Source organism: Roseburia sp. 499 (assembly GCF_001940225.2).
Classification (GTDB): Bacteria; Bacillota; Clostridia; order Lachnospirales; family Lachnospiraceae; genus Petralouisia.
Genome location: NZ_CP135164.1, coordinates 2,393,636 through 2,410,915, shown reverse-complemented (window position 1 = coordinate 2,410,915; position 17,280 = coordinate 2,393,636). Strand labels below are relative to the sequence as shown.

Annotated in this window: 7 protein-coding genes and 2 pseudogenes; all 9 read left to right on the top strand. The window is 41.7% G+C overall.

Annotated elements, in window-relative coordinates:
- Positions 1–45: 45 nt before the first annotated feature.
- Positions 46–1,476 (top strand): annotated as a pseudogene (locus BIV20_RS11875) (VirB4-like conjugal transfer ATPase, CD1110 family); the annotation flags it as partial.
- A 746-nt stretch (positions 1,477–2,222) separates the two neighbouring features.
- Positions 2,223–4,046, top strand: coding sequence for a group II intron reverse transcriptase/maturase (gene ltrA / locus BIV20_RS11870; protein ID WP_075678574.1), 1,824 nt, complete (start codon positions 2,223–2,225; stop codon positions 4,044–4,046).
- Positions 4,047–4,141: 95 nt separating this feature from the next.
- Positions 4,142–5,083: pseudogene (locus BIV20_RS11865) on the top strand (VirB4-like conjugal transfer ATPase, CD1110 family); the annotation flags it as partial.
- Positions 5,084–5,423: 340 nt separating this feature from the next.
- Positions 5,424–5,918 (top strand): lincosamide nucleotidyltransferase Lnu(C), encoded by a 495-nt coding sequence (gene lnu(C), locus BIV20_RS11860; RefSeq protein WP_075720925.1) that lies wholly within the window; start codon positions 5,424–5,426, stop codon positions 5,916–5,918.
- Between the two features lie 153 nt (positions 5,919–6,071).
- Complete coding sequence (locus BIV20_RS11855; RefSeq protein ID WP_075721071.1) at positions 6,072–7,991, top strand: C40 family peptidase; 1,920 nt, start codon at positions 6,072–6,074, stop codon at positions 7,989–7,991.
- Between the two features lie 50 nt (positions 7,992–8,041).
- The gene (locus BIV20_RS11850) at positions 8,042–8,938 is read left to right on the top strand and encodes a hypothetical protein (RefSeq protein WP_075720924.1); all 897 of its coding nucleotides are present in this window, start codon (positions 8,042–8,044) and stop codon (positions 8,936–8,938) included.
- Positions 8,939–8,965: 27 nt separating this feature from the next.
- On the top strand, positions 8,966–9,184 hold the full coding sequence (locus BIV20_RS11845) for a DpnD/PcfM family protein (protein ID WP_075720923.1): 219 nt from the start codon (positions 8,966–8,968) through the stop codon (positions 9,182–9,184).
- On the top strand, positions 9,181–9,549 hold the full coding sequence (locus BIV20_RS11840; RefSeq protein ID WP_005340528.1) for a hypothetical protein: 369 nt from the start codon (positions 9,181–9,183) through the stop codon (positions 9,547–9,549). Before BIV20_RS11845 ends, BIV20_RS11840 begins: the two co-directional genes overlap by 4 nt.
- A gap of 14 nt (positions 9,550–9,563) precedes the next feature.
- Positions 9,564–17,267 carry a helicase-related protein gene (locus BIV20_RS11835; RefSeq protein WP_075720922.1) on the top strand — a complete coding sequence of 2,568 codons (7,704 nt, stop codon included), beginning with the start codon at positions 9,564–9,566 and terminating at the stop codon, positions 17,265–17,267.
- The last annotated feature ends 13 nt before the right edge of the window (positions 17,268–17,280 follow it).

Sequence of the window (17,280 nt, the reverse complement as noted above, 5' to 3'; positions counted from 1 at the left end):
GAAGTTCCCGGCGGGCTTTCATTATAAGAAAGCGAGGTTAGAGACATGGGTTTATTTACAGACGGATTTAAGTTATTAAAGAAGGCGAGTGAGCCTTTGTATAAGACACCTAAATCCATTCAGGAAACCATAGAGATTATGGCGGTGGCTGAAAACGGCATTTTTGAAGTAAGCAAAAATAAGTATTCCAAATGCTACCGCTTTTGCGACATCAATTACACGACAGCAACCGAGGATGAGCAGATCGGTATTTTCGAGAGATACTGTAAGTTCTTAAATTCGCTGGACTGTAATTATAAGATTACGATCAACAATAAGAACAAAAACATGGATGACCTCCGTGATAAGGTTCTGATTGCTGAGAAAAACGATGGCTTCAATAATTATAGAAGTATCTACAATGACATCATTGAGGAGAAGATTATTGAGGGCAGACAGGGGATTGAGCAGGAGAGATACCTGACAATCACGATTGAGAGAAAGAACTTTGAGGAGGCGAAGGCACAGTTTGCAACCCTTGAGGCAACGATACACAAGGCTTTCATTGAGCTTGGTGCAGAGATTGTACCACTTAATGGCAATGAGAGACTGAAAGTGCTCTATGACTATTATCATCTTGGAGATGAGGGCAGCTTTGATTTTGATATTAAGAAGGCAAAGAAGGTCGGAGCAGATTTTAAGAATGATCTGTGTAATGGAATGGTGAAATATTTTCCAGATCATTTTGAGGATGAGAGTAAATTCTGCAAGGCACTTTTTATCAAGAAGTATCCGAGCAGTTTATCAGACAGATTCATCAATGAGATTACTTCTCTTCCAGTCCATTCTATTACAAGCATTGATGTAGTGCCTGTGCCAAAGGATTTAACTACTAAGGTGCTTCAGAAAAAGTACCTTGGTATCGAGTCGGATATCATCAAACAGCAGAGAATCCGTAATAAGAACAATGATTTTTCTACGGAAATCTCGTATGCAAAGAGAACGGAGAAAAAGGAGATTGAAGAAATTATGGATGATGTTCGTGAGAATGACCAGTGCCTTTTCTTCGTGGGAGTTACTATTATTCTTATGGCAGAGAGCAAAAAAGAGCTTGATAGCGTCTGTGAGACAGTGGAGACTATCGGAAAGCGTAACAGCTGCACGATTGACACACACTACTTAAAGCAGAGGGAGGCACTCAACACAGCACTTCCGATTGGTGTAAGACAGGTGGAGACAATGCGTACACTTCTTACCCAGTCACTTGCGGTGCTTATGCCATTTAATGTGCAGGAATTAAATGACAGCACAGGAAACTATTATGGCATCAACCAGATCAGCAAGAATGTGAATATCGGTAACAGAAAGAAGCTCATCAATGGAAATGGCTTTGTATTTGGTGTGCCGGGTTCCGGTAAATCCTTCTTCTGCAAGATGGAAATGGGCAGCGTATTCTTGTCGGGAGATGATGAAATAATCGTTATAGATCCAATGAACGGTGCGACACGTTGGCAACTGAAAAGGTTGTCCACTTATGCGTCGCGTTTATATAAAAACAATTAGCATAAGGAGAACTAAATATGCGAAAAGTCAAATGAGAGGGTAACGCCTCGAAGGGCTTCCTTGATACTCCGACTGGCACGGATTAGGTAAATATGAAGTGTCAGAAGCTCGGTGAAGTCGGCAGAAGCATACCGAAACATTAGGTTGTCGAAAGATTCCCAGAGGTGGGAGTTGTATGTGATATGCCGGAGGTCTATAAAATACCTATGGTTAGAATGGAATAAAAGCTGACGAGTACAGCTAAAAACTGACGAATCCTCGAATGTACAGGTCTATATCGGGATGTGGTCGAAAGGCCATGTGACACAATTAGTGTCGTTACTTGTGGATGAGTAAAAATCGTTCATATGAAAGTCCATACAATGTTACAGGCATTGGTAAAGTAACAGGCTTATAGAGGAAACCTAAGGGTATATGTAAAGATAGCATATTTGGAACGTGGAAAGCTGGCAACATGGAGATTTTACCATCTGTGAAGTGTTTACAGGGAAAAGCTGTGTGAGATTAGCATAGTTATAACCTGTATTTATGCCAGTGAGAGTGGTGGCACAGTACCGATGAAACCATGATAATAAGTGGTGGAGGGATAGCCACTAGTCGTGTGCTAGAGCAAGTAGAGAGTTCAGCATGGGTTCGTGTAAGACTAAGAGATGTATTACTCTGAAAGGAGGGTACAGACCATGTTGAAGAAAGACAAGCTGAGATACAACGAATATTTTGATATGCAGAGCATATTTGATGAGTTGTATCAACAAAGCAGAAACAACAATAATTTTTACAAGTTAATGGAGGTAATAGGTTCAAAGCAGAATATCAGATTAGCATACAGAAATCTGAAAGGTAATACTGGTAGTAAAACCAAAGGTACTGACGGAAAGACAATAGAGGATATTTCCAAACTTAATGATGAAATGCTGATAAAGGAAGTGAGAGCCAGATTAGAGGACTATAATCCATTACCAGTGCGGAGAGTATATATTCCAAAGCCTGGCAGTGATAAAAAGAGACCTCTTGGCATACCGACTATATGGGACAGACTGATTCAACAATGTATTTTGCAGGTGCTAGAACCCATATGCGAGCCGAAATTTCATAATCATTCCTATGGATTCAGACCAAACAGAAGTACCCACCACGCAGTCAGCAGAATGGTAAGCCTTATCAATTTAGGCAAACATTATTATTGTGTGGATATTGATATTAAAGGATTTTTCGATAATGTCAATCATGGAAAACTAATGAAGCAAATCTGGAATCTTGGAATCAGGGATAAAAGGCTGTTGTGTATTATAAGCAAACTTTTAAAGTGTGAAATCGAGGGAGAGGGAATACCGACTAAAGGAACTCCACAAGGGGGAATACTTTCTCCGTTATTATCTAATATTGTGTTAAATGAACTTGACTGGTGGATAAGTGACCAATGGGAAACTTATATGCCACGAAAGGGAAATAGCAAAGGTTTTGCACAATATGCCAGACAATACACAAATCTGAAAGACGGATATATTGTGCGTTATGCAGATGACTTTAAAATAATGTGCAGAACATATCCAGAAGCACAAAGATATTACCATGCTGTAGTAGATTTTCTGAATAACAGGCTGGGATTGGAAATCAGTCCAGAGAAGTCTAAGGTAACAAATTTGAAAAAGAATTCATCAGATTTTCTTGGATTCAAAATCAAAGCAGTGCCACAGGGAAAATCAAAGTATGGTTATGTTGCAAAAACAGATATGTGTGAAAAAGCCTTGAAGAAATCAAAAGCTAATTTGAGACAAAAGATTCTTGAAATACAGAATCATACAAACGCAGAGGAAGTAAAGAAGTATAACAGTGCAGTCACTGGGATACAGAATTATTATCGGATTGCAACGAATGTTTATAACAACCTTACAGAGGTTGATTATGCTTTATTACGAACCCGTAACAACAGGTTGAGGAAGAAAGCAAAAATAGTCAGATTCGGAGAAACTCCAAGTGATTTCAAAAAGAAAACAACAGGAATCAGAGACTGTAAAAAGATTTACAGAATTATGGATATTCATATGTTGCCGATTACAGGAGTGCATCATAAATCTCCAATGAATTTTTCACAGGAGATATGCAATTATACTGAAAAGGGCAGAAAGAAAATTCATAATAATCAGAGAGCAGTGGAAAGCAGTAAACTGAAAGCATTTCAGATGTTTCTTAATGAAGATGATACGATTGAATTTAGAAATAATGTGGTTTCAAAGTTCGTGGCACAGTATGGGAAATGTTACATTACTGGAAATGAATTAGAGCCAGAAAATGCAGTCGGTATCAGAATAAAACCAAAAGAAAGAAATGGTACTGACGATTATAGCAATATCGTTATTGTTAGCAAAGCTGTTATTCCACTTATTGAAGATAAAAATGCTGATTACTGTAGTAACCTTTCGGAAAAGCAGAAAGTGAAGCTGAATCGACTAAGACGAGCTAGAAAACTTAAACCTGTCAAAGGAACTTGTAAACTTGCTTGAACACGAGGGAACGCCGTATGCGGTGAAAGTCGCACGTACGGTGTGAGTCGGGGGAAAAGTTGGAGATAATTTCAAAGGCTTACCTATCGACATAATACTTTGATATTGCTGAGACTTATGGTGGAACAGTGGTAAATATGTCCACCTACACGGATAACTATGTGAATCCGCTGGAGATGGATGTATGGAGCCTTGATCCGAATGATTCCAAGGGAATGGTAAGAGAAAAGGGCGAGTTCATGCTTGGTCTTTGTGAGCAGTGCATCGGTGACAGCTTAAATTCAAGACAGAAGTCAATCATCGACCGCTGTGTGAGAAAACTGTATATCGACATTGCAAGGAGTAAAGAGAAGTATATCCCTGTAATGAGTGATTTTTACGATATTCTTATGGCACAGCCGGAGGACGAAGCAAAGGACATTGCATTATCTTTGGAGCTTTTCGTAAATGGCTCACTTAATATCTTCAACCACCAGACAAATGTGGATGTAGATAACAGATTTACAGTCTATGGTATCAGGGACTTAGGCACCGAGCTTAGTCCTATCACAATGCTTGTAATGATGGAGTCCATTCAGAACAGAATTGTTGAGAATGGTAAGAGAGGCAAGGCAACATGGCTCTATATTGATGAGTTCCATGTCCTGCTTAATTCGGAGTATTCTGCAAAATATCTGCAGCAGCTCTGGAAGAAGGTAAGAAAGCAGGGAGGTCTTTGTACCGGTATCACGCAGAATGTTGTCGATCTGTTGCAGAATTACACAGCAACCACAATGCTTGCAAACTCTGAGTTTGTGGCACTCTTGAAGCAGGCAAATACAGACAGTTCAAAGATGGCGGAGGTTATCGGGGTATCAGAGGCACAGCTTCGGTTCGTAACTAATACCGCCTCTGGAATGGGACTTATTAAGTGTGGTTCGGTAGTAATTCCCTTTGATAATCAGATCAGCAAGGATACGGATTTGTACAGGCTGTATAATACCAACATTCATGAGAAGATTGCGGAACAGAAGAAAAAAGAAGCAATGCTGCAGTGATAACAGATGAATTTTTATAGAATCTATAGTATAATCAAGAGGTCGGATGAATGTCCGACCTTGATGATAATAAATTAGATATTCCCTATTTTTAAGAAGAAAGCATATAAGATTCGATATGAAAAATAAATAAGGAAGCAGTTCTAAAATGTATCATTTGTACCGGAGAACATGTGGCTGGATTTTAAGATATGCTTATCGTACACTTTGACGAGAATATGTTGATTGGGGATGCAGCGGACCTGGATGCATTTATGGAAATGTATGGTGTGGAAGCAATTTCCAAGGAATATTTGTAATTATTAGGGAAAAGAAAATTTGAATTTGTGGAGATGATAAGATGGTCAATATTACAGATGTAAAACAGATTCTTCAACTTGCGATAGATGCCGAGATTAAAGTCTTTCTTGATGGTGGCTGGGGGGTAGATGCGTTGCTTGGACATCAGTCAAGAGTCCATAACGATATTGATATTTTTGTAGAAAAGAAAGATTATCAGAACTTTATAGAGATAATGAAAGCTAATGACTTTTATGAGATTAAGATGGAATATACAACATTGAACCATACTGTATGGAAAGATGCGAAAAACAGGATTGTTGATTTGCATTGTTTTGAATATACGGGCGAAGGTGAAATTCTTTATGAGGGGGATAACTTTCCGGTAGAAACTTTTTCTGGTAAAGGAAAAATTGAGGAGATAGAGGTTTCTTGTATTGAACCATATAGTCAAGTAATGTTCCATTTGGGATATGAATTTGATGAGAATGATGTACATGATGTGAAGCTATTGTGTGAGACATTTCATATCGAAATTCCAAATGAGTATAGATAACTGTAAATTTCAGTTTCATGTTGCTTTTAATAATTGAATATTGAATGATTTTACATAGCCGTTAAGGAGTAATTTTTGCTCCCTAGCGGCTTATTTTATTTTTCAAAGTAGGAGGTGAGAAAATTGAAAATTAGAAAGGTTGATGACAAACCGATGGTCATTCACACCAAGGAGAAAGCCAAGATTCATGCCCACGAACCAAAGGGAGCCAAGATTAAAGGCAGCAACATCTATACAGTAGAGAGAGGTCCTAAGACTATCGGTGCAAAGGTATCTGATGATAAAAAGAAGTCCTATCGCAAGAGTACCATTCATCAGTCGGAGCCGAAGAATAAGGGACTATCAAGATTTAAGCGAAACCTTAAAGAATCCAACACTTCCATCAAGACCAAGAACACGAATCTTCACATTGCAGGAAGAACCACGAATCTTCACATTGCAGGAAGAACTGGAGCACTTGCAGCCGGGGCAGTAACGGAGCAGGTGGAAGGCGGGCAGGAGGTATCGCAGGCAGCATATCTTGCATATGAAGCAAGCCACCCTGTTACCGGAACTGCTTCTAAGGGGGCAGCACTTTTTAGAAAAAAGGCGGCAGCCGAGGCAAAGAAGCGTATCAGGAAGGTAGAGGCAGGAAAGAAGCTGGCAAAAAAGACAGCAAAGAAAGCTGCCAAAGATACAGCCAAGGCAGTAGCTAAAGAGACGGCAAAAGAAACAGCCAAGACTACTGCCAAGGTTGCAACGAAAACTGCGACAAAGGCAGCTGCTACGGCGGCAGGAACAGCGGTTGCACCGGGAGTTGGTACTGCAATCGGCATGGCAGCCGGATATGCTGCAGGTGTGTCCATAGAGGTCAAGGATGAAAAGATGACCAACCGGAGCAGGAAGATAAAGTTCTTTCTGGATAAGATGAAAGCACAGGAGAATCAGACAGACAGCGTGGCAAAGCTGGTAAAGGATCTGATTGTGCGAAAAGCGATTACATGGGTAAAGGCAGCTGCACCGATTATCGGACTGGTGCTGTTGTTACTTGTTCTTGTAGTTGCCATGATTGCGGTTCCGGTTATAGCGGTGATAGCAATCCTTTATAATTCTCCATTTGCTTTATTCCTGCCACCACTTGAATCAGGAGATACCGTGCAGACAGTAACGAGTGCCTATGTGCAGGAGTTTAACCGGGATGTGAACACGAAAGTGAATGAGCATACCGGATATGACCTTGGAGAGCTTGTCTATGTGGATTATGAAGGTATGGAAGAAAATCCAAGCAATTACTATGACATCATGGCAGTCTATATGGTCAAGCATGGTGTCGGAGATACTGCAACAGTCATGAATGGTACTTCTAAAGGCTGGCTGCAGGCAGTTGTAAATGATATGTGTTCATACACCACAAGCACCGGAACAAAGGATGTGGAAGAAACAGATGCAGACGGCAATGTGACTACTGTCACGAAGTCTGTTCTGTATGTGAATGTCACACTGAAATCTTATCGGGATATGATTTCGGTCTATGGGTTTAACTCTGATCAGGTGGAAATGCTTGAGCAGATCATGAGTCCAGGGTTTATGGGACAGCTTGGATATGCCGGAAGCGGAAGTGGCGGCGGAGGCGGAAGTCCAGGAGTAAGCTCCATGACTGAGGATGAAATCAATGCCATCCTAAACGAAATTACAGACAGCAGGCAGAAAACAGTCTGCTCCTATGCACTTCACAGAGTTGGCTTTCCTTATAGTCAGGATTTAAGAGACAGCGGTAACTATTATGACTGCAGCTCCTTAGCCTATTATTCATGGAAGGATGCAGGTGTGGATATTAGTTACGGTGGGGCAACCACAGCGGCAGCGGAGGCACAGGGACTGGATGAAGCCGGAAAGACAGTCTCCTTTGATGAGTTACAGCCGGGAGACCTTATCTTCTACAGTTATACAAGCAATGGAAGATATAAGAACATCAGCCATGTGGCAGTATACGTCGGAAATGGCAAAGTGGTAGAGGCACTTAATGAAAGTCTTGGTGTGGTTTACCGTGATGTGGCAAGCACAGGAAAGATTGTTGTGATAGGAAGACCATAACAGGAAATTTGCAGAGAGGGCATAGTCCCTCTCTGAGACTGGAGGTAAGAATGGATTTAAAAGATATGATACTGGTAACAGAAAACGACAGGGGAACAGAGACAAATATGCTGATGACTCTGGATGATTATAAGAGTTTTATAGCAGTTGATGACATGTCAGAGCTTGCAGACAATTTGATGCAGCTTGGAAGAACACTTGGTGAAGCAGATAACTTCGCAGAGTATTACAGGGCAGCAAATGTAACGGTATCTGCGAGATTCTGTCTGGATGATATTCAGCTGGGGCACTTTCTTCAGGGACTTTATAACGATTCCAAAGAATTTCGGTTTGATAAAGAAGCCAGTTCTTCTGAATGTGTTGCAAAGCTTAAGGAGATTGGAATGACCGATAAGGGCTGGGTGGATGATTTTAACCTGCATTATGAAATGGAGAACCGCTCATTTGAAAGGGGACAGACATTTCATAACTTCAATGACCATGATTACATGGTGCTTGAAGCATTATCACCAAGAAATCTTGTGGTGATGGATATGAAGTCAGGTTCTCTTACAATCGCTCTTGGTGCGACAGAGTATAAGCGTTATCCGAAGGATGAGAAGCCTACAAAGGACAATACCACAATCGGGGTATCGTGGGAGCATGGAATTTATCTCGGTTCCACACTCTCAACCACGAATTTCAAGGCATACAAGAGGGAGTATGGCACACCGGAAAAGATAGAGGATATCTATGATTACAGGGCAAAGCTAAAGCAGAAGTTCTATTTTTATCAGGATATGTCAAAGGATGATGATGTACCAAAGAAGCTGCAGAATGACTTCCTTCACCAGATGTATGAGGATTTCGGAACGATTGAAGAGGATTGTTTTTACGACAGACTGGAAGATGGAAAGTACGATGAGAGCTTTAAAGAAAGAAAGGTAAAGGAAGAAAAGAGCCGGTGATGAGATTTTTACGGGAGGCGCTATCATATGGAACAGGAATTTGATGTTGAGATAAAGGAAGTGCTTTCACGAGTACAGAAAGTAAAGGCAGAGTCGCTTGACGATGCCATCAATAAGGCAATGGATATGTATTATGCAGAGCAGATAGTCCTTGGAGCAGAGGACATGAAGGGAGTTGATTTTGCGCCATTCAGCGAAGGTCAGCTCCCTTCTTCATTAAAAGAAAACGGAGGAAAAGCAAGATGAAAAGTGATTCAACAACAGTAATTAAGAACATGGAGTTTTTAGTAAAGGAACTTCATAAGGAGTGGGACAGATCGGGTGCTTCTAAGGCATCCGTTATTATTTCCCTTGAGGAAGTAGATGGTATCAATGATAAGTTAAAAGAGATTATCTATCAGACACAGAAGTCAGTCGATGAGGATGAGCTGACCTTTAAACAGAGCATTGCAAAGTCCAAGGAGTGCTATGTGATTCTTCGTGTGGTGCGTAAGATTGCAAAGAAAAAGGATAAATGCGAAAAACAGGCAATCGACAATGAATTTGCAATCGAGCTGGATAAGGATGAGTTAAAGCTATTTAAGGGATTGTTTGCAGAGATGTTTAAGTAGAGGAGGACAAAGGTATGGGCGTTGATATGAAGGTCAAAGCGATATACGATTCTGAAATTGGTAACATCACCAGATCAGAAAAGAACTGGAAGGATGTGTTAAAGGTCGCAGGTCAGTTATACCGCTATGAATTTGACAATATCGTTATGGTAACAGCTCAGAGACCTCCGGAAAAAAGCACACTCATGGCAGATTATGATACCTGGAAAAAGGTGGGAAGATATGTAAAGCGTGGTGCGAAAGGCTGCGCCATCTTCCCGTCAAGGGCACTGAATCCACGCATGAGGTATATCTTTGATATCAGTGATACCGGAGGGAAGAATGTTAAGCTGACATGGGACCTTGAGGGAGAAAATCTTAAAGATTATGTGGATTTTCTTGTGTCAGAAGGTCAGATTGAGCAGTACGATAACAGCGACAGGGAGTCTCTAAAAAATATATTAAAACAGTTTACAGGAACAGATGTTTGGCTTATAATAAAAGAAGAGTTCGGAGACCGAATGACCGAGCTTATGCAGCTATCAGGTAGTGTGATAAAGGAAGAAAGTAAGAAACGCAATGGCTTACAGCAGGAAATGGACATGGAGCAGCTTGTATATGCAAGTGTCATGTATGCTGTAGGGACGAGATGCGGATTTGACTTATCTGTGCAAGAACAGGATTTTAGTCAGATCGTAAATATCAAAGACGAAGAGATCATTTACCGTCTTGGTTCCATTGTATGCGATGTCTCCTGTAGTGTTCTTAGAAAATTTAGTCGTAACTTAAAGGCAATCGAGAGCGAAAGGAGAATTGGATATGTTAGAAGAAATGACTTACAAGGAAGTGGACGGACTGCTTTATCCGCAGATAGAGATGCCGGACGAGACGGAGGACCTCACGAAGCTGGGCAAATACGGAAGGATGGCGATGAACTATCTAAAGGAGAACGAGCCGGCAAGATACAAGACGCTGATGAGATTCGGGAAGATGTACGAGAAGATGTCAGCGGTAGAGGAGGAAGCGAATCAGCTGTACGACCAGCTGGAGATGCAGTATCTGGCGAAGCACAAGCCACAGAATCCGTCATCGACAATGGAGATGTGGAAGATAAGAGAGCAGGCGAAGATGCAGGCAGAGGAAGTGGTACTCCATCAGATAGTGATGCGATTCCACTAGAATCAGATGATACAGAACTGAATAGGGAACTTGATGAAATCAATTCATTGGGTGTTAGTAAGGAAGCCGATTATACACAGGCTTCCTTTTTTTTCGACCAGAACGGGCAGGTAAGCATTGGCACCATTCATACTGAGGATGAAAACAATAATCAGTTTATGCGTCGGTTCGAGCAGGACAGAAAAGCTGCATTAGCAGGTAAATACAATTACCTGAATCCAAAGAAGTCATCCACAGTACCAAGTGAGTATATCAAACAGGTGCTTATGAGAGGTACAGGTTTTATCGGTGGCAAGGGCAGGATATGCAAGATTTTTGAAACAGAGATTGACGCAGGAACCAGAGCAAAGCGTATCAAAGCAGAGTATGGTCAGGGAGGTGCAGGCTGGCCGGTTGACGGACTAGGACTGCACGGATATGACACATTTCATGGGAATGGACTGCGTTTTCAGTGGCGAGATGAGGATGGAGAGGTTGAAGGATATGTTTCGTGGAAAGATATCGAAAAAGAGCTTGGTGTCCTTATTCTTACAGGGGAATACCAGCCTGAGACACCTCGTATTGATGAGCTTGCGATGGACGGACTCCGTGAGGATGATGAGGTTATTGATGCCGAATATCAGGAAGTGGAACCGGAAGAGGCAGAATCAGAGGTTGATGATTATGCAATACCGGATGAGCCGGAGAGCTATGCTTCTAACCGAACTGTAAAAGTGGCAAATTTGCATGAAGATGCACATGAGGAAAGTAATGAAGCATATGTATCTGCATATGGCATGACACCACAGGAAGCTGCCGATGAAGACCGCATGATAACAAAGGCAGAATATGACGCCGAGATAGATGCTGAAACATCTGAAAAAGATCCATCAGAGCTTAAGTATATTACACCGATTGATTATGCCAAGCGTATTGAGGAGCTTGATGAAGACCTGCGTGATGCGGCGGAGATTCTTGTAACAGATTGCAGCTGCTACACTCCGTTTAGGGCATTCCTTATGGATGTGGTGCAGTCTGATTTTGCATTTATGCCCAATAAACTTGACCTTATCAGGGATATTGCATTAGGGACAGATAATGCAGAAAGGAAGGCATATTCCAACAATAAGTATGGTCTTGTGGAGTACTCAATCAGAAGCGGGTATGTGAAGATCAGCTATAAGAACAGGAACGGTGTGCGTAAGGAAGGTGCTCTCGACTGGCGTGAGTTATACGAGATTTTATCCTATATGGTAAAACAGCCATTTTACTGTGGAGAAGACCAGAAGAAGTATTATCAGGAGACAAAGCAGAAGGCTGACAGGGATAAGATGAATCCGGTCTATAAGAGATTCTTTGATATCGAGGATAGTGTAAAAGCCAATCGTCTTGAAACCAGGGAAAGAGCAATAGCGAATGGCTGGGAAACCAAGATTGATGAGAATGGATATGTGGTTTCAGATGATGTGGTATCAGTATCTGTGGATGATATTCAGGCTGATACAGAATTACAGGAAACTGTAGATTTTACATCAAAGCAGGAGTCATTACAGCAAGTAGAAAGCCTTGATACTGAGAAGAATATTACCGGGCAGGAAAAACATAACTTTCATTATAACCTATGGGAGGTGGAAAAGGGCGGAGCCAAGACCAGATACCAGTGGAATATGGATGCAATCCGTACCTTAAAGCAGATAGAATCAGAGAGCCGTCTTGCCACACCGGAGGAACAGAAGATTTTGTCAAAGTTTGTCGGCTGGGGTGGACTGTCACAGGCGTTTGATGAGAACAATGCAAGCTGGAATAAAGAGTATAAGGAACTCAAAGAAATTTTATCTGATGATGAATACAGTGCAGCAAGGGCAACTGTAAATAATGCTTTTTATACTTCTCCGGAAATTGCCATGTGCATGAATTCGGCACTTGTCCAGTTTGGTTTCAGAGGTGGCAATATATTAGAGCCATCAATGGGTATCGGTAACTTCTTTGGAAGTATGCCGGCACCTATGCAGCGAAGTAAGTTGTATGGAGTTGAGCTTGACAGTATTTCAGGAAGAATAGCAAAGCAGCTTTATCAGAATGCGAATATCAGTATCACAGGTTTTGAGAATACCACATATCCGGATAACTTTTTTGATGTGGTTGTGGGAAATGTGCCATTTGGTGATTACAAGGTGTTTGATCCAAAGTACAACAAGTATAACTTCCGTATTCATGATTATTTCCTTGCAAAAGCACTCGACCAGGTAAGACCGGGAGGGATGGTAGCAGTAATTACCACAAAGGGAACACTTGATAAAACAAATCCTACCATCAGAAAGTATCTGGCAGAGAGGGCAGAGCTTGTTGGAGCAATCAGACTTCCGAATACTGCATTTAAGGATAATGCAGGAACCGAAGTAACTGCGGATATTCTGTTCTTACAGAAGAGGGAGAGAAAGATTGATATCGAGCCGGACTGGGTACACCTTGGTGTGACTGAGGATGGTATTGCAGTCAATTCATACTTTGCAGAACACCCGGAGATGATTCTTGGTCATATGGAATATGATACAAGAATTTACGGACAAGATAGCAGATACACAGTCTGTGTGAATGATGATGAGAACTTTAATATGTATGAAGCACTCAATAAGGCAATCAGCAATATCAAAGCACAGATGACAGATTTTGAAAGGGCAGCAGATAGTGAAGAAAAGGCTGAGGAAGTTATTCCTGCAGATCCCGATGTGAGAAATTATACTTACACATTCTTTGAAGGAAAGCTCTACTACAGGGAAAATTCCGAGATGGTAAGAAAAGAAGTATCTCAGACTGCTGAGGAGAGAATCTTAAAATTAGATGAAATCAGACAGATAACAAGAGAATTGATTGATATTCAGATGGAAGGCTGCAGCGAGGAAGAGCTTGCAGATAAACAGAGACTTCTTAATGTAAAGTATGATGCATTTGTAAAGCAGTATGGAGCCATTACTTCAAAAGCAAATAGGATTGCCTTCAGAGATGACAGCGATTACCCGCTTCTTTGCAGTCTTGAGGAAGTAAACGAAGACGGGGAGGTGAAGAAGGCGGATATGTTCTATAAGCAGACGATTAAAGCAAAGACTGTCATAGACAGAGTGGAAACTGCGGTGGAGGCTTTAAATGTGTCAGTCAATGAATTTGGGTATGTGAATCTTGCATATATGCTTTCTATCTATCAGCCAGATATATCTGGAGCATTGGAGAATCTGGCAAAGGAAAGCGGTAACCCGGTGGAAGAGATTTCATTAAGTGATGATGCTGCAATGGAATTAAAGAGGTCAGCTTTGGTTAATGAGCTGGAAGGACTGATTTTTCTTAATCCCGACCGTTACAACGAGAATAACCCGGATATTGGCTGGGAGACAGCGGACGAATATCTGTCGGGCAATGTAAGGGATAAGCTTCGTGTAGCTAAGGCTATGGCAGCAGATACCGATAATCCACAGGCTGAGAGGTTTACAGGCAATGTGGCAGCCCTTGAAAAAGTGCAGCCGGAGTGGATTGAAGCCTCGGATATTGATGTGAAGATTGGTACGACATGGATTGAGCCGCTTGATTATGAGCAGTTTATCTATGAGCTTCTTAATACACCAAGGAGAGCAAGGGCAGTCAGAAGCCAGTATTATAATTCGGGTATTCAGGTACACTTAAATAAAATGAGCATGGAATGGTTCATTGAGAATAAAAGCATGGATAAGCATTCAGTGGCAGCTACTAAGACTTATGGTACAAGCCGCATGGATGCTTATTCTATTTTTGAGGATACACTGAATCTGAAAACTGTAACAGTCAGGGACAGGATTGATGATGGGGATGGCAAGTATCATTACGAAGTCAATAAGAATGAGACAATGCTTGCAAGGGAAAAGCAGAACATGATCAAGGAAAAGTTCAAGGAATGGCTGTTTTCAGAGCCGGAACGCAGACAGAAGTATGTGGAGTATTACAATGAAACATTCAATAACATCCGCCTGCGTGAGTATGATGGAAGCCATCTGCAGTTTCCAGGAATGAATCCTGCGATTGAGTTAAAGCCTCATCAGAAAAATGCTGTGGCTAGAATCCTTCTTGGAGGAAATACCTTATTGGCACACTGTGTTGGTGCAGGAAAGTCCTTTGAGATGATGGCAGCTTGTATGGAACAGAAAAGACTTGGACTTGCCAATAAGACAATCATGGTAGTTCCAAAGCCGCTTATCGGGCAGACTGCAAGTGAATTTTTAAGGCTTTATCCGTCAGCCAATATCCTGGTTGCTACGGAACGTGACTTTGAAAAGAGTCGCAGAAAGCAGTTTGTATCAAGGATTGCGACTGGAGATTATGACTGTATTATCATGTCGCATTCGCAGTTTGAGAAAATTCCTATCTCGGCAGAGAGAAAGGAGAGGATGCTTAATGAGCAGATTGAAGAAATCAGCTATGCGATTGATGAGATGAAGGAGCGTAACGGAGAGCGTTGGACTGTAAAGCAGATGGAGAGTCAGAAGAAAAAGCTGGAGGAACAGCTGAAATCCTTAACTGATGAGAGTAGAAAAGATGACCTGATTACCTTTGAGGAGCTTGGTGTAGATTCCATAATGGTGGACGAAGCACATAATTTTAAGAACCTTGCCATATTTTCAAAGATGAACAATGTGTCGGGAATCAGTAGTTCAGGGGCAAAGAAGTCAACGGATATGCAGCTTAAGTGTCAGTATCTGTCAGAGATAAATGATGGCAGAGGCATTGTATTTGCAACCGGGACACCAATATCCAATACAATGTGTGAGATGTATGTTATGCAGCTTTACCTGCAGAAGGCGGCTCTTGAAGAGATGGGAATTTATCACTTTGATTCATGGGCTGCAAACTTTGGTGAGGTGACTACTGCATTGGAGCTTACAGTTGAGGGAAGTGGTTTCCGAATTAAGAGCAGGTTCAATAAATTTACGAATCTGCCTGAGCTTATGAATATCTTTCGTGAGGTAGCCGATGTGCAGACAGCAGACATGCTTGCTCTTGATGTACCGGCTCTTCGTGGTGGTAAGCCTATCATTGTGGAGTCAGAGCCGGACTGGTATGTAAAGCAGGTCATGGAAAACTTTGTTGCAAGAGCAGAGCGTATCAGAGGTGGTGGAGTTGATCCGAGTGAGGACAACTTTTTAAAGATTACCCATGAGGCAAGATTATTAGGAACAGATGCAAGGCTGATTGATAAGGATGCTCCAAACAATCCAGATGGAAAGCTAAACAAGGTTGCGGAGAATGTGTGGAAAGAATACGAGAAAGGAAATGCTGACGGTCATATAGGCTGCCAGCTTATTTTTTCGGATATCGGCACACCGGGACCTGATAAGGATTTTACTATTTATGATTATCTGAAGGAGACACTTATCCAGTATGGTATTCCCGCAGATGAGATAGCATTTATCCATGATGCCAAGACGGATGCACAAAGAGACGCACTTTTTAAGGAGATGAGGACAGGTAAGAAAAAAGTTCTTATCGGTTCGACTGACAAGTGTGGAACTGGAGTTAATGTACAGACACACCTTGTTGCTATGCATCATGTAGATTGTCCTTGGAAACCTTCATCTATCGAGCAAAGAGAAGGTCGAGGCATCAGACAGGGTAATGAAAACAAGGAAGTTGCAATATACAGATATGTTACCAAAGGAACCTTTGATGCATACAACTGGTCGCTTGTGGAGAATAAGCAGCGTTTTATCAGTCAGGTTATGACCAGCAAGGCAGTAAGCCGAAGCTGTGAGGATATCGACGAGGCAACTCTTTCTTATGCAGAGATTAAGGCGGTTGCAACTGGCAATCCGTTAATCAAAGAAAAGATGGAGATTGATAATGATGTCCAGAGACTTAAGCTTTTAAAGGCATCTTATGACAATCAGAGATATGGCTTGCAGGATAACTTTATGATCAAGTATCCGAAGCTCATTAAGACAGCAACAGAAAAGCTGGCCAATGTAAGAGAGGATGTAAAGGCAAGGGATAAAGAACTGATTGATAATCCGGAATTTGCCATTACCATAGGCAAAGCAACCTATACTGAGCGTGTGGATGGTGGAACGATGATGCTTGAAGCAATCAGCAAGTGCAAGACCGGAGAGACAACTGCAATCGGCAAATTTCACGGATTTGAGCTGCTTGTGGAAAAGAACTTCCTTGGCATCAATTATATGGTGCTTCGAGGAAAGACAGAGTACAAAGCAGAGCTTTCCACAAGTCCTGTCGGCAGCATGGTGAAGTTGGAAAACCTGTTCAATGGACTTCATGAGAACATTGATTTTTTAGAAAAGAAGATTGAGCAGTACCAGAATGACCTTGAAGCATCAAAGACTGAGTATGACAAGCCATTTACGTACAGCAAGGAACTGGAAGAAAAGCTGGCAAGACAGTGTGAACTGAATGCCCAGCTAGATCTTGAGAACGCAAAGGCTGTGGATGCAGACCTGAGCGGACCGGAGGAAGAAAGAGAAGCAGATGACAGGATGGAATCTGCAGCGATTGTAGCAGAGGATAAAGGTGCTTATCCAGCCGACAGAGAGGGCAGAACACGATAGGAGAGTGAATAAT

Bases quoted from the DNA above. Each gene is read 5' to 3' on its own strand.
- BIV20_RS11850 (WP_075720924.1), top strand. From the start codon at position 8,042: ATGGATTTAAAAGATATGATACTGGTAACAGAAAACGACAGGGGAACA.
- ltrA (WP_075678574.1), top strand. From the start codon at position 2,223: ATGTTGAAGAAAGACAAGCTGAGATACAACGAATATTTTGATATGCAG.
- BIV20_RS11840 (WP_005340528.1), top strand. From the start codon at position 9,181: ATGAAAAGTGATTCAACAACAGTAATTAAGAACATGGAGTTTTTAGTA.
- BIV20_RS11845 (WP_075720923.1), top strand. From the start codon at position 8,966: ATGGAACAGGAATTTGATGTTGAGATAAAGGAAGTGCTTTCACGAGTA.
- BIV20_RS11855 (WP_075721071.1), top strand. From the start codon at position 6,072: ATGGTCATTCACACCAAGGAGAAAGCCAAGATTCATGCCCACGAACCA.
- BIV20_RS11835 (WP_075720922.1), top strand. From the start codon at position 9,564: ATGGGCGTTGATATGAAGGTCAAAGCGATATACGATTCTGAAATTGGT.